The 12964-nt window shown below is 75.0% G+C and carries 15 protein-coding genes; 6 read left to right on the top strand and 9 right to left on the bottom strand.

Annotation, left to right across the window (positions count from 1 at the left end; translation table 11 throughout):
- The coding region (locus ABD317_RS25225) for a thiolase family protein (protein WP_344292251.1) at positions 1–1082 on the bottom strand (1082 nt) is incomplete at its 3' end.
- Between the two features lie 94 nt (positions 1083–1176).
- On the opposite strand from ABD317_RS25225, the gene ABD317_RS25220 reads away from it, so the two are divergent.
- Positions 1177–1905, top strand: a complete 729-nt coding sequence (locus ABD317_RS25220) for a TetR/AcrR family transcriptional regulator (protein WP_344292249.1) — start codon at positions 1177–1179, stop codon at positions 1903–1905.
- Between the two features lie 104 nt (positions 1906–2009).
- Positions 2010–3125, top strand: coding sequence for an ABC transporter substrate-binding protein (locus ABD317_RS25215; RefSeq protein WP_344292247.1), 1116 nt, complete (start codon positions 2010–2012; stop codon positions 3123–3125).
- A gap of 25 nt (positions 3126–3150) precedes the next feature.
- Here the strand turns inward: ABD317_RS25215 and hisF are convergent, their stop codons facing one another.
- From hisF to hisD, 8 genes are read right to left on the bottom strand one after another with little or no spacing between them, the layout of a single operon-like run.
- On the bottom strand, positions 3151–3945 hold the full coding sequence (gene hisF / locus ABD317_RS25210; RefSeq protein WP_344292245.1) for an imidazole glycerol phosphate synthase subunit HisF: 795 nt from the start codon (positions 3943–3945) through the stop codon (positions 3151–3153).
- Positions 3942–4364 carry a Rid family hydrolase gene (locus ABD317_RS25205; RefSeq protein WP_027756797.1) on the bottom strand — a complete coding sequence of 141 codons (423 nt, stop codon included), beginning with the start codon at positions 4362–4364 and terminating at the stop codon, positions 3942–3944. Before ABD317_RS25205 ends, hisF begins: the two co-directional genes overlap by 4 nt.
- Complete coding sequence (priA, locus tag ABD317_RS25200) at positions 4364–5104, bottom strand: bifunctional 1-(5-phosphoribosyl)-5-((5-phosphoribosylamino)methylideneamino)imidazole-4-carboxamide isomerase/phosphoribosylanthranilate isomerase PriA (RefSeq protein WP_344292243.1); 741 nt, start codon at positions 5102–5104, stop codon at positions 4364–4366. Before priA ends, ABD317_RS25205 begins: the two co-directional genes overlap by 1 nt.
- On the bottom strand, positions 5104–5772 hold the full coding sequence (gene hisH, locus ABD317_RS25195; protein ID WP_344292253.1) for an imidazole glycerol phosphate synthase subunit HisH: 669 nt from the start codon (positions 5770–5772) through the stop codon (positions 5104–5106). The genes priA and hisH overlap by 1 nt, the downstream gene beginning before the upstream one ends.
- 29 nt (positions 5773–5801) lie before the next feature.
- The gene (locus ABD317_RS25190; protein WP_027756794.1) at positions 5802–5966 is read right to left on the bottom strand and encodes a hypothetical protein; all 165 of its coding nucleotides are present in this window, start codon (positions 5964–5966) and stop codon (positions 5802–5804) included.
- Positions 5966–6559: an imidazoleglycerol-phosphate dehydratase HisB gene (gene hisB, locus ABD317_RS25185; protein ID WP_027756793.1), complete on the bottom strand. Its 594-nt coding sequence runs from the start codon at positions 6557–6559 to the stop codon at positions 5966–5968. Before hisB ends, ABD317_RS25190 begins: the two co-directional genes overlap by 1 nt.
- Complete coding sequence (locus tag ABD317_RS25180) at positions 6556–7662, bottom strand: histidinol-phosphate transaminase (RefSeq protein ID WP_344292240.1); 1107 nt, start codon at positions 7660–7662, stop codon at positions 6556–6558. The genes hisB and ABD317_RS25180 overlap by 4 nt, the downstream gene beginning before the upstream one ends.
- Positions 7659–9029 (bottom strand): histidinol dehydrogenase, encoded by a 1371-nt coding sequence (hisD, locus tag ABD317_RS25175; RefSeq protein WP_344292238.1) that lies wholly within the window; start codon positions 9027–9029, stop codon positions 7659–7661. The genes ABD317_RS25180 and hisD overlap by 4 nt, the downstream gene beginning before the upstream one ends.
- Before the next feature lie 161 nt (positions 9030–9190).
- Here hisD and ABD317_RS25170 point away from each other — a divergent pair, with 161 nt between their 5' ends.
- From ABD317_RS25170 to ABD317_RS25155, 4 genes are all read left to right on the top strand, one after another.
- Positions 9191–10792 (top strand): oxidoreductase, encoded by a 1602-nt coding sequence (locus tag ABD317_RS25170; RefSeq protein WP_344292236.1) that lies wholly within the window; start codon positions 9191–9193, stop codon positions 10790–10792.
- A gap of 30 nt (positions 10793–10822) precedes the next feature.
- Complete coding sequence (locus tag ABD317_RS25165; protein WP_027756789.1) at positions 10823–11560, top strand: LON peptidase substrate-binding domain-containing protein; 738 nt, start codon at positions 10823–10825, stop codon at positions 11558–11560.
- 19 nt (positions 11561–11579) lie between these two features.
- The gene (gene ybaK / locus ABD317_RS25160) at positions 11580–12077 is read left to right on the top strand and encodes a Cys-tRNA(Pro) deacylase (protein WP_027756788.1); all 498 of its coding nucleotides are present in this window, start codon (positions 11580–11582) and stop codon (positions 12075–12077) included.
- Positions 12078–12468: 391 nt separating this feature from the next.
- The coding region (locus ABD317_RS25155; protein WP_344292233.1) for an ATP-binding cassette domain-containing protein at positions 12469–12964 on the top strand (496 nt) is incomplete at its 3' end.

Raw genomic sequence — 12964 nt, 5'->3', positions numbered from 1 at the left:
GCGCCCAGCAGCGTCCCCAGCAGCCGCGTCCCCGACGCGCCCAGCGCGTGGCCCAGGGCGATCGCGCCGCCGTGGACGTTGACCCGCTCCGGGTCGGCGCCCACGTCGCGCTGCCACGCCAGCGGGACCGGCGCGAACGCCTCGTTCACCTCGAAGGCGTCGATGTCGGCCACCGTGAGCCCCGCCTTCGCCAGCACCTTCCGCGTCGCCGGCACGACGCCCATCAGCATCAGCACCGGGTCGTCGCCGGTCACCGCGAAGGAGTGGAACCGCGCCCGCGGGGTGAGGCCCAGCTCCGCCGCCCGCTCCTCGCTCATGATCAGCACGGCGGACGCCCCGTCCGTGAGCGGCGAGGAGTTGCCGGGTGTGAGGTGCCAGCCGATCTCGGGGAAGCGCTCGGCGACGGCCGGGTCGTAGAAGGACGGCTTGAGCGCGGCGAGCCCGTCCAGGGAGGTCGACGGCCGTACGGTCTCGTCCCTGCGGTGCTCCCCCACGGGCACGACGTCCGCGTGGAAGACGCCGTTCTCCCAGGCCCGTGCCGCCAGCCGGTGCGAGCGCTCCGCGAACGCGTCCAGCTCCGTACGCCCCAGCCCCCACCGCGCCGTGATCAGCTCCGCGGAGTGGCCCTGGGCGATGAGCCCGCCGGGGTAGCGGGCGGCGAGGCGGTCGCCGAACGGGTCCCGCCCGACGGCGGCCGTGCCCATCGGCACCCGGCTCATCGACTCGACGCCGGCGGCCACGGCGATGTCGTACGCCCCGGCCATGACCCCCTGCGCCGCGAAGTGGGCGGCCTGCTGGGACGAGCCGCACTGGCGGTCGACGGTGGTGCCCGGCACGGACTCGGGGAGGCCGGCGGCGAGGACGGCGTTGCGGGCGACGTTGAACGACTGGTCGGCGGCCTGGGTGACGCAGCCGGCGATCACGTCGTCGAGCAGCCCGGGGTCGAGTCCGCTGCGGTCGACGAGCGCGCGGAGCACCTCGGCCAGCAGGTCGACGGAGTGGACGCCGGACAGGGCGCCGCCGGGCTTGCCCTTGCCCGAGGCCGTGCGGACGGCGTCGACGACGACTGCGGTGGTGGTCATGGGCGGCGGTCCCTTCTCGCTCCTCGCGCTGGCCCCTGCAGAGTTACATACCGGAAGTACGTATGTACAGCGTACGCCCGCCTACAATGCGCGCATGGAGACCCGCAGAACGCAGCAGGAGCGCACGGCGGCGACGACGAAGGACCTGGTCGGCGCCGCCCGCGCACACTTCGCCCGGGACGGCTACGCCGCCGCTTCCCTCGACGCGATCTGCGCCCAGGCGGGCATCACGAAGGGCGCGCTCTACCACCACTTCCGCAACAAGCGGTCCCTCTTCCGCGCCGTCTACGAGGCCGAACAGCACCGGCTGCGCGGCGCCATCGCCGACGCGTTCCGCGCCTGCCCGGACCCGTGGGACGGGCTGCGCGCGGGCCAGCGCGCGTTTCTCACCGGCTCGATCGAGCCCGGCACCCAGCGGATCACGCTGCTCGACGCGCCGGGCGCGCTGGGCTGGGCGGTGATGCGCGAGGTGCAGGCGGACTGCCGGGCGATGACGCGGAGCGGGCTGGCGCGGGCGGTCCGCGCGGACGGGGAGGGCCCGGTGTCCGCGGTGGAGGCGGTGGAGGCGGTGGAGCTGGACGCGATGGCGTCGGTGGTCTTCGGGGCGCTGTGCGAGTGCGCGATGGCGGTGGCGCACGCGCGGGACCCGGACGCGGTGCTGGCGGCGTCGCTGCGGCAGGTGGACCGGCTGGTGGCGGCGCTGGCGGGGACACCGGCGGGGGCTGGGGTGGCGGCCGACGGGGTGGCACCGGCGGGGACGGGGCGCGGCGCGGCGGCACCGGCGGTGGCGGATGCGCCGCCGGCCGGGCTGCCCGTCGCGTAGGCCGGTGGCGGGCCCGGCAGCCCGTCCCGCAGGCCGGTACCGGGGTCCGGCACCCCGTCTCACGGGCCGATAACCGGTTGCCGCCGACCGCGTCGCCCGGTGCAATGACCGGCATGATCAGCCAGGCGCGCCCGCAGCGGCGAGACGAGCCCGACCCCGTACGCATCGGCGCCCTCGCCCCGCTCACCCGGCCCGGCTGGGCCGAGGCCGGCCGCCATCTGGTCGCCGGGCTCGACCTGGCCGCCCGCGCGGTCAACGACGCCGGCGGGATCGCCGGACGCCCGCTTGAGCTGCTGGTGCGCGACACCGCCGCCGACCCGCGGCGGGCCGCGGCGGCCGTCGAGGAGCTGGCCGGGCTGGGCGTCGCCGCGCTGGCGGGCGAGTACCACAGCGTCGTCGCCCGCGCCGCCGCCGAACGGGCCGCCCGCCTCGGCGTGCCGTTCCTGTGCTCCTCGGCGGTCCTCGACGCGCTCACCGAGCGGCCCGCCGACGGGGTCGCGCGGATCGCGCCGGCGCAGTCCCACGGCTGGCGGCTCTACGCGGACCACCTCCTCGGCGCGGGCCACCGCCGCGTCGCCGTGGCGACCCGGCCCAGCGCGTACTGGGCGGCCGGGACCCGCATCCTGCGCGACCGGCTCGCCCCGCACGGCGGCACGGTGACCGAGCTGGACGCGGACGCGCTCAGCCCCGCGGCCGTGTGCGACGCGCTCGCCGGCGGCGGCGCGACGGCCCTCCTGCTGCTCGTCGGCCACCCGGAGCCGGCGGTGCCGCTCGTCCGGTCCGTACGCCGCGACCCGCGCCTGACCGGGACCCTGGTCGGCGCCCCGGCCGGGCAGCCGGAGTTCGCCGAGTGGGCGGCACTGCTGGGCGCCGCGGGCGCCGCGGTCCCGTTCCTGCGCTACCTGCCCGAACGCCTCCCGCCGCTCGGCGCCCGCGTCGGGGCGGCGCTGCGCGACCGGCTGGGCGAGGCGCCGTCGTTCGTCGCCTTCGAGGGCTACGACACCGTCGCCGTCCTCGCCGAGGTGCTGCGTACCCGCGGGGTGGACCGGGCGCGTACCGCCGCGGCCTGGGCGGACGTCGCGGTCGACGGCACCCGCGGGCCGATCCGGTTCTCCCGGGTGCCCGAGACCGGCGTGTGGCAGTGGGCCTGGCCGCCGGTGCAGGTCGTCGACCGGGATCCGGCGGAGCCGGGCCGCTTCCGGGTGCTGCACTCCGGCTGAGCCGCGCCGCGGACGCCGGCCCCGCTCAGCCGCGCTGCGCCGACGTCCCCCGCACCGCACAGCCCGCCGCGCGCAGCGTCTCCTTCACCTCGCCGATCCGCAGGTCCCCGAAGTGGAACACCGACGCCGCCAGCACCGCGTCCGCACCCGCGTCGACCGCCGGCGGGAAGTGGTCAAGACGGCCCGCGCCGCCGCTGGCGACGACGGGAATCGTCACCTGCTTGCGTACGGCGGCGATCATCTCCGTGTCGTAGCCGTCCTTCGTGCCGTCCGCGTCCATGGAGTTGAGCAGGATCTCCCCCGCCCCCAGCTCCGCGGCCCGCCACGCCCACTCGACGGCGTCGAGGCCGGTGCCGCGCCGCCCGCCGTGCGTCGTCACCTCGAACCCCGACGGCGTCGCCGGGCCGTCCGGGCCGCACCGCCGCGCGTCCGCCGACAGCACCAGCACCTGGCTGCCGAAGCGCTCGGCGATCTCGCGGATCAGCTCCGGCCGGGCGATCGCCGCGGTGTTCACGCCCACCTTGTCGGCGCCCGCCCGCAGCAGCCGGTCCACGTCCGCCGCCGTGCGCACGCCGCCGCCGACGGTGAGCGGGATGAAGACCTGCTCCGCCGTGCGGCGCACCATCTCGTACGTCGTCTCGCGGTCGCCGGCGGACGCGGTGATGTCGAGGAAGGTCAGCTCGTCGGCGCCCTCCGCGTCGTACACCCGGGCCATCTCGACGGGGTCGCCGGCGTCGCGCAGATTGCGGAAGTTGACGCCCTTGACGACCCGGCCGCCGTCCACGTCCAGACAGGGGATGACCCGTACCGCCAGAGTCATGCGCCGCCCGCTTCCCCGGAGCCGCCGGGGCGGTACGCCTCGACCTCGACCTCGACGACCAGCCGGGGGTCGACGAAGCCGGAGACGATGATCAGCGACGCGGCCGGGCGGATGGCGTCGAACAGCTCCTTGTGCGCCCGGCCGACCGCCTCCACGTCGCGGGCGTGGGTGAGGAACATCCGGGTGCGCACGACGTCCTCGCGCTCCAGGCCGACCTGCTTCAGCGCCCCGAAGGCGACCGCGAAGGCATTCATGGCCTGGGCGTGCGGGTCGCCCTCACCGGAGATCACGCCGTTGACCACGGACGTGCAGCCGGCCACCAGCACGAGGCCGTTCGGCAGCTCCACCGCGCGCGAGTAGCCGAACTCCTCTTCCCAGGGAGCACCGGACGAGATACGACGTACGCCGCCACCGGCCATCAGGACACCGCCTCCAACGCCTCTTCCATGGTGAACGCCTTCGCGTAGAGCGCCTTGCCCACGATCGCACCCTCGACGCCCTCGGGGACCAGCGTGGCGATGGCCCGCAGGTCGTCAAGGGAGGAGACGCCGCCGGAGGCGACGACCGGCCGGTCGGTGGCGGCGCAGACGTCGCGCAGGAGCCGCAGGTTGGGGCCCTGGAGGGTGCCGTCCTTGTTGATGTCGGTGACGACGTAGCGCGCGCAGCCCTCGGCGTCGAGGCGCGCCAGCGTCTCGAACAGGTCGCCGCCGTCGCGTGTCCAGCCGCGGCCGCGCAGCGTGGTGCCGCGGACGTCGAGGCCGACGGCGACGCGCTCGCCGTGCTCGGCGATGACCTTGGCGACCCACTCCGGGGACTCCAGGGCGGCGGTGCCGAGGTTGACCCGGGTGCAGCCGGTGGCGAGGGCGGCGGCCAGGGAGTCGTCGTCGCGGATGCCGCCGGACAGCTCGACCTTGATGTCCATCGACCGGACGACCTCGCCGATCCGGGCGCGGTTGTCGCCGGTGCCGAAGGCGGCGTCGAGGTCGACGAGGTGCAGCCACTCGGCGCCGGCGCGCTGCCAGGTCAGGGCGGCGTCCAGCGGGTCGCCGTAGCCGGTCTCGGTGCCGGACTCGCCGTGCACGAGGCGTACGGCCTGGCCGTCGCGGACGTCGACGGCGGGGAGCAGCTCCAGGGCGGCGGGGGTGTCGCGGGACGTCATCAGAGGGTCTCGATCCAGTTCTTGAGCAGCTGGGCGCCGGCGTCGCCGGACTTCTCGGGGTGGAACTGGGCGGCCCACAGCGGGCCGTTCTCGACGGCGGCGACGAACGGCTCGCCGTGGGTGCTCCAGGTGACGGCGGGCGGGGCGATGCGCGGGTTGTGCACCTCCAGCTCCCAGCGGCGGGCGGCGTAGGAGTGGACGAAGTAGAAGCGCTCCCCGGCGTCGACGCCCGCGAACATCCGGGAGCCGGCCGCGATGTCGACGGTGTTCCAGCCCATGTGCGGTACGACGTCGGCCTGCAGCGCCTCGACCGTGCCGGGCCACTCGCCCATGCCGTCGGTCCGGACGCCGTGCTCGACGCCGCGCTCGAAGAGGATCTGCATGCCGACGCAGATGCCCAGCACGGGCCGGCCGCCGGCGAGCCGGCGCTCGACGACCCAGTCGCCGCGGGCTTCCCGCAGCCCGCCCATGCAGGCGGCGAAGGCGCCGACGCCGGGCACCAGCAGGCCGTCGGCGGCCATGGCCCGGTCGTAGTTGCCGGTGATCTCCACCCGGGCGCCGGCGCGGGCGACGGCGCGCTCGGCGGAGCGGACGTTGCCGAAGCCGTAGTCGAAGACGACGACGCTCTTGCGCCCGCCGTGCTCCGCGCCGCGGCGGGCGGCCGGCACGGCGGGGGCGGGGGAGGCGGCGCTGTCGGTCAACCCCACACCCCCAGCCGCAGGATGCCGGCGGCGAGCGCCATCGCGGAGCCGACGGCGAGCACGGCGATCACGTTCTTCGACTGGCCCTGCTTGACGAAGGAGATGACCCCGCCGAGCAGGAAGAGCCCCACGAAGAGCAGCAGTATCGACAGGCCGTTCATTACAGGGCGCCCTTGGTCGAGGGGATGCCGGTCTGCCGCGGATCGATCTCCGCGGCGTAGCGCAGGGCGCGGGCGAGGGCCTTGAACTGGCACTCCACGATGTGGTGCGCGTTGCGCCCGTACGGGACGCGGACGTGCAGCGCGATCTGCGCCTGGGCGACGAACGACTCCAGGATGTGCCGCGTCATCGTCGTGTCGTAGTCCGCACCGATCATCGGGGCCATGCCCTCGGGTTCGGCGTGCACCAGGTACGGCCGGCCGGACAGGTCCACGGTGACCTGGGCCAGCGACTCGTCCAGCGGCACGGAGGCGTCGGCGAACCGCACGATGCCGCGCTTGTCGCCGAGGGCCTGCCGGAAGGCGGCGCCCAGGGCCAGCGCGGTGTCCTCCATGGTGTGGTGGCTGTCGATGTGCAGGTCACCGTCGGTCTTGACGGTGAGGTCGAAGAGGCCGTGGCGGCCCAGCTGGTCGAGCATGTGGTCGAAGAAGCCGACGCCTGTCGACACGGAGACCTCGCCCCGGCCGTCGAGGTTCAGCTCGACGACGACCGAGGTCTCCTTCGTGGTGCGCTCGACGCGGCCCACGCGGGTCATGAGTTGCTCTCCTTCTTCAGCGCGCGTACCGCATCGAGGAACGCGTCGTTCTCGGCCGGGGTGCCTGTGCTGACGCGCAGGAAACCGGGCACGCCGTTGTCGCGGACCAGGACGCCCGCCGCCAGCAGCCGCCCCCACGCGGCGTGCGCGTCCGGGAAGCGGCCGAACTGGACGAAGTTGGCGTCGGACCCGGTGACCTCGCAGCCGAGCGCGGTCAGCTCCGAGACCAGCCGGTCCCGCTCCTGCTTGAGCTGTTCGACGTACTGGAGCAGCGTATCGGTGTGCTCCAGGGCGGCGAGCGCGGTGGCCTGGGTGACGGCGGACAGGTGGTACGGCAGCCGGACGAGCTGGACCGCGTCGACCACGGCGGGGTCGGCGGCGAGATAGCCCAGCCGCAGGCCGGCGGCGCCGAACGCCTTGGACATCGTGCGGGTGAGGACGAGCCGCGGGCGGCCCTCGATCAGCGGCAGCAGCGACGGGCGGTGGCTGAACTCGCCGTACGCCTCGTCCACGACGAGCATCGACGGCTTGGCCGCCTGCGCGGCCTCGTAGAGCCTGAGGACGGTCTCGGGCCCGACGGCGGTGCCGGTGGGGTTGTTCGGCGAGCAGACGAACACCACGTCGGGGCGGTGCTCGGCGATGGCGTGCGCAGCGGCGTCGGTGTCGATGGTGAAGTCCGCGCGCCGCGGGCCGGAGATCCAGCCGGTGCCCGTGCCGCGGGAGATCAGGCCGTGCATCGAGTACGACGGTTCGAAGCCGATGGCGGTGCGGCCGGGGCCGCCGAAGGTCTGCAGCAGCTGCTGGATGACCTCGTTGGAGCCGTTCGCCGCCCACACGTTCGCGGTGCCCACCTCGTGCCCGGCGGTGCGTGACAGGTAGCGCGCCAGCTCGGTGCGCAGCTCGGTCGCGTCCCGGTCGGGGTAGCGGTTGAGGTGGCGGGCGGCCTCGGTGACGCGCTCGGCGATGCGCCGGACCAGGGGCTCGGGCAGCGGGTACGGGTTCTCGTTGGTGTTCAGCCGGACGGCCACGTCGAGCTGGGGCGCCCCGTACGGGGACGTGCCGCGCAGCTCCGCGCGGACCGGCAGGTCGTCGATCGCGGTCACGGCTGCGGCACCTTCCACGCGCTGTGCCGGTCTGGTTCGCCTCCGGCGAAACGGGCCTTCAGCGCTGCCCCGTGGGCGGGCAGGTCCTCGGCCTCCGCGAGGTTGACGACGTGCGCCGCGACCTCGGCGAGGGCGTCGCGGGAGTAGTCCACGACGTGGATGCCCTTGAGGAAGGACTGCACGGACAGTCCGGAGGAGTGGCAGGCGCAGCCGCCCGTGGGCAGCACGTGGTTGGAGCCGGCGCAGTAGTCCCCGAGGGAGACGGGGGCGTACGGGCCGACGAAGACCGCGCCGGCGTTGCGCACCCGGGCGGCGAGCGCGGCGGCGTCGGCGGTCTGGATCTCCAGGTGCTCGGCGGCGTAGGCGTCGACGACGCGCAGGCCGGCCTCCAGGTCGTCCACGAGCACGATGCCGGACTGCCGGCCGCCGAGCGCGGCGGTGATCCGCGCCACGTGGCGGGTGGCGGCCACCTGCGTCTTCAGCTCCGCCTCGACGGCCTCGGCGAGCCGCTCGGAGGGCGTGACGAGGACGGCGGCGGCCAGCTCGTCGTGCTCGGCCTGGCTGATGAGGTCGGCGGCGACGTGCGCGGGGTCGGCGGTGTCGTCGGCGAGGACGGCGATCTCGGTGGGCCCGGCCTCGGCGTCGATGCCGATACGGCCCTTCAGCAGGCGCTTGGCGGCGGCCACGTACACGTTCCCGGGGCCGGTGACCAACTGGACCGGGGCGCACTCCGCCGTGCCGTACGCGAACATGGCGACGGCCTGCGCACCGCCGGCGGCGTACACCTCGTCCACGCCGAGCAGGGCGCAGGCGGCCAGGATCGTCGGGTGCGGCAGGCCGGCGCCCCACGCGTTCGGCACGTCCTGCTGCGGGGGCGAGGAGACCGCCAGCGACGGCACGCCCGCCTCCTGGGCCGGCACCACGTTCATGACCACCGATGACGGGTACACCGCCTGGCCGCCGGGCACGTACAGCCCGACGCGGTCGACCGGCACCCAGCGCTCCGTGACCGTCCCGCCGGGGACGACCCGCACCGTCGCGTCGCTCCGGCGCTGCGCGCGGTGGACGGTGCGGGCGCGGCTGACGGACTCCTCCAGCGCCGCGCGCACCTTCGGATCCAGCTCGTCCAGCGCGCGCCGCAGCGCCTCCCCGGGCACCCGCAGCCGCTCCAGGGTCACGCCGTCGAAACGCTGTGTGATATCGATCACCGCCGCCGTGCCGCGATGCCGGACGTCCTCGCACAGGGGCCGCACCTTCTCCAGGGCGGCCTCGACGTCCAGCTCGGCACGGGGCAGCAGGTCGCGGTCGATGCCGCCGCCTGCGTCGGAAGCGGCGGCGGAGCCGCGCAGATCGATTCGGGAGATCACATGCCCAAGTCTCTCAGACAGCCGGGGCCCACGGCCCGGTTGTCCACAGGCTGGACCGCGAAATCGTCACTGTCAGTACGTGGTACTAGCGTTCAGTGTGCCGTCCCGAGGGGAATCAGAGCCGTACGGGACGGACGCGGGCTGACCAGGGGAGCGTGTCGTTGACCGCTGCACAGCAGGACCGGGCGGAGCTGCCCGAGGACCTTTCGGTGACGGAGCGGGGGCTGTGGGAGGCCTTCCAGGAGGGAGCGACATACGATCTGCGCTCGCGCGACCCCGCGCAGAACGACCCGGCGGGACTGCACGTCTGGGGCCCGGAGCGCGGCGTGCGCGCCTCCCTCCTCGCCCGCCTGCTGCTGCACGGCCCACCGGCCCGTCCCGGCCGGGTGTCGTCGCTGAAGCTGGCCGGCGCGTTCGTCACCGGCACGCTCGACCTCTCCGGCGGCCACGTCGATCCCTACGTGGAACTGCGCAACTGCCGCTTCGAGAACGAGGTGCTGCTGCCGGAGTGCTCCTTCACCACGCTGCGCCTGGTGGAGTGCTCCGTCCCGCGGCTGGAGGCGGCCCGCCTGACGACCGGCGGCGACATGCACATGCCGCGCTGCACGGTGGACGGCGGCATACGGCTGACCGACGCGCAGATAGGCACCGACCTGCTGCTCAGCCAGCTCACCGTCGGCCGGGACCGGCGCGGGGTGGCCGTGTCCGCGGACGGCATCAACGTCGGCCAGGACCTGCAGGCCGACCTGCTGCAGGCACACGGCGAGGTGCGGCTGCGCGGCGCCACCGTCGGCGTCTCGCTGAACCTCAGCGGCAGCGTCCTGCGCAACCCGTACGGCAAGCGCGCGCTGAACGCGCCGCAGCTGACCGTGGAGCGCTCGCTGCACATGGCGCCCGCGGCGGTGCCGGAGGCCGCGACGGGCGGGGCCACGCCCCCGTACGGCATCAGCGGCCACACCCCGCCGCGCGGCACGCGGATGCAGCGGTTCGAGTGCCACGGCGGGCTGCGGCTGGACGACGGCCGGTTCGGCGACTCGGTCGACCTCGACGGCGCGCGCTTCGTCATGGACCCGGAGCAGGAGATGTCCATGCGCCGGATCCAGACGCCGGAGCTGCGGTTCATGGGGCGCGAGCCGGAGGGCGGAAAGGTCGTGCTCTCCGGCACCCGGGTCGTCAACCTCCGCGACAGGTACACGAGCTGGCCAGGACCCGGCCGGCTGGCGATGGCCGGCTTCTTCTACGAGCACCTCATCCCGGTCGGCGCCTTCCCGCTGGTGCACCGCCTGGAGTGGGTGGAGGCCGCCACCCCGGAGTTCTCCCCCGAGCCGTACGAGCTGCTGGCCGGCGTCCTGCGCAACCACGGCGAGGACCACGACGCCCGCGAGGTCATGCTCGCCAAGCACCGCCGCGAGCGCGAGACGCTGGCGGTGGGCGGCAAGGCGTGGGGCCTCGTGCAGGACTGGACGGTCGCCTACGGCTACCGCCCCACCCGCGCCGTGGTGTGGATGGCGGTGCTGTGGGCGGTCGGTTCGCTGTACTTCGCGCAGCAGGAGCCGCGCGAGCTGCGCCCAGGCGAGGGACCGGAGTGGAACCCGCCGCTCTACGTGCTCGACCTGCTGCTGCCCGTCATCGACCTGGGCCAGGACAACGCCTGGCACCAGTCGGGGCATTACCAGTGGACGGCCGCGGTGCTCGTGCTCGCCGGCTGGGTGCTCGCCACCACGGTGGCGGCCGGCGTCTCCCGTACGCTGCGCCGTCAGTGAGGTACCGGTCGGGACCGTTAGGATCCGCCTGTGACCACCGCACGCCTGCCCCTCTTCCCGCTGAACGCGGTGCTGTTCCCGGGCCTCGTCATGCCCTTGAACGTGTTCGAGGAGCGGTACCGGGCGCTGATGCGCGACCTGCGCAAGCTGCCCGAGGCGGAGCGGCGGTTCGGCGTGGTGGCGATCCGCGACGGCCGCGAGGTCGCGCCCACCGGGCCCGGTCTGCCGGACCAGACCGCGCGGCCCCGGCGGGGGCCGGCGGCCGGCTTCGGCGCCGACCCGATGCAGGCGTTCTACGGCGTCGGCTGCGTCGCGGACGCGGCGACGATCCGGGAGAAGGACAACGGCGGGTACGAGGTGCTGGTCACCGGCACCCGCCGGTTCCGGCTGCTGTCGGTGGACGCCTCGGGCGAGTACCTGACCGGCGAGGTCGAGGCGCTGCCGGAGCCGTCGGGCGAGGGCGCGGGCGTGCTGTCCGCGGCGGTCGTACGGGCCTTCCGGGCGTACCAGAAGCGGCTGGCCGGCGCCCGCGAACGGTCGCTGGGCGCCGCCACGGAGCTGCCGGACGAGCCGTCGGTGCTGTCGTACCTCGTCGCCGCCGCCGCGGTGCTGGACACCCCGTCGAAGCAGCAGCTCCTGCAGGCGCGGGACACGGCGGCGCGGCTGTCGGCGGAGCTGAAAATCCTGCGGCGGGAGACGGCGGTGCTCGGTAAGCTCCCGTCGCTGCCCGCGGTCGACCTGACCCGGAGCCCCACGAGCCCCAACTGACGAGCCCCGACTGAGCGGTATGGCGAAGAAGAAGCAGACCGGATCCACCCCGGCCACGGTGGCGCTGACGAAGGCCGGCGCCGAGTTCACCGTCCACGCCTACGACCACGACCCGGCCGCCGCGTCGTACGGCGAGGAGGCGGCCGAGGCCCTCGGCGTCGACCCGGGCCGGGTCTTCAAGACCCTCGTCGCCGAGGTCGACGGCGCGCTGACCGTGGCGATCGTGCCGGTCTCCGGCGCGCTGGACCTCAAGGCGCTGGCCGCGGCGGCCGGCGGCAAGAAGGCCGTACTGGCGGACCCGGCGCATGCCGAGCGCACCACGGGCTACGTCCGCGGCGGCATCTCCCCGCTGGGCCAGCGCAAGCGGCTGCCGACGGTGCTCGACTCCTCGGCCGCCGGGCGGCCGACGGTCTGCGTCTCGGCGGGGCGGCGCGGGCTGGAGGTGGAGCTGGCGCCGACGGTGCTGGCGGAGCTGACCGGCGCGGTGGTGGCCCCGATCGCACGCGACGGCCGCTGACCCGGCGCCTGTCCCACGCGACGCCCGCCGAGCCGCCCCGCCGTCTCCCGCACACCCGCCCCAGGGTAGGCCGCCCCTCCGACAAGCCCGCCTCTCCGCCGGCAACGCCCCCGCCCCAGGCAGGCGCCCCGCTAGGGCACAGGCCCTAGGCGGGCCGGCGGCCGTGGTTGGCCCGGCCCTTGCGGGTGCGCCACTTGCGCTTGCGCGTCTTTTTCGACATGTCCAGGTCATACCGGAGTGCACGGAATCCGTCCAGGCTCCGCGCAGCCCTCCCCCCAACGGCCCGGCCGTTCGGCACCGCGTACCCTCGTAGTTCGTGAGTACGCGCACCGAAGCGGCGGGTCCGGCCCCGGCCGGGACCCCCACCCGGCCGGGCACGGTGGTGTGTGCCGTGCGCGATCTCGTGAAGACCTACCCCGCCCCCCGCGCGAAGCGGCTACGGCGCTCCGCGGGGCGCGGGACCGGCCGCAGGAGCGGCGCGGCGACGCCCGCGGCCGCCGCCGGCTCCGACGCCTCCGAAGCGCCCCCCGGGCCCGTACGGGCCTGCGACGGCGTCGACCTCGACATCCACGCTGGCGAGATCTTCGGCCTGCTCGGCCCCAACGGCGCCGGCAAGTCCACCCTCGTCCGCCAGCTCACCGGCCTGCTGCGCCCCGACTCCGGCGGCATCGAGCTGTTCGGCCACGACCTCGTACGCCGCCCGGAGCTGGCCGCGCGGCTGCTGGCGTACCTCGGCCAGGAGTCCACGGCGCTCGACGACCTGACCGTCGCGCTTGCCGCCGAGACCACCGCCCGGCTGCGCGGCCTGGCCGCGCCCGCCGCCCGCGCCGAGCGCGACCCGGTCGAGCACGGTCTCGGCCTCGATGACGTTGTGCGTGACGAGCAGC

The organism is Streptomyces synnematoformans, assembly GCF_039531005.1.
In the GTDB taxonomy this organism is placed as follows: Bacteria; Actinomycetota; Actinomycetes; order Streptomycetales; family Streptomycetaceae; genus Streptomyces; species Streptomyces synnematoformans.
Note: the sequence above shows the minus strand (reverse complement) of the source record. Positions and strands in the feature narration are given on the sequence as shown.

Bases quoted from the DNA above. Each gene is read 5' to 3' on its own strand.
- ABD317_RS25205 (WP_027756797.1), bottom strand. From the start codon at position 4,364: ATGGCCGGTGGCGGCGTACGTCGTATCTCGTCCGGTGCTCCCTGGGAA.
- hisF (WP_344292245.1), bottom strand. From the start codon at position 3,945: ATGACTCTGGCGGTACGGGTCATCCCCTGTCTGGACGTGGACGGCGGC.
- priA (WP_344292243.1), bottom strand. From the start codon at position 5,104: ATGACGTCCCGCGACACCCCCGCCGCCCTGGAGCTGCTCCCCGCCGTC.
- hisB (WP_027756793.1), bottom strand. From the start codon at position 6,559: ATGACCCGCGTGGGCCGCGTCGAGCGCACCACGAAGGAGACCTCGGTC.
- ABD317_RS25220 (WP_344292249.1), top strand. From the start codon at position 1,177: ATGGAGACCCGCAGAACGCAGCAGGAGCGCACGGCGGCGACGACGAAG.
- ybaK (WP_027756788.1), top strand. From the start codon at position 11,580: ATGGCGAAGAAGAAGCAGACCGGATCCACCCCGGCCACGGTGGCGCTG.
- ABD317_RS25215 (WP_344292247.1), top strand. From the start codon at position 2,010: ATGACCGGCATGATCAGCCAGGCGCGCCCGCAGCGGCGAGACGAGCCC.
- ABD317_RS25190 (WP_027756794.1), bottom strand. From the start codon at position 5,966: ATGAACGGCCTGTCGATACTGCTGCTCTTCGTGGGGCTCTTCCTGCTC.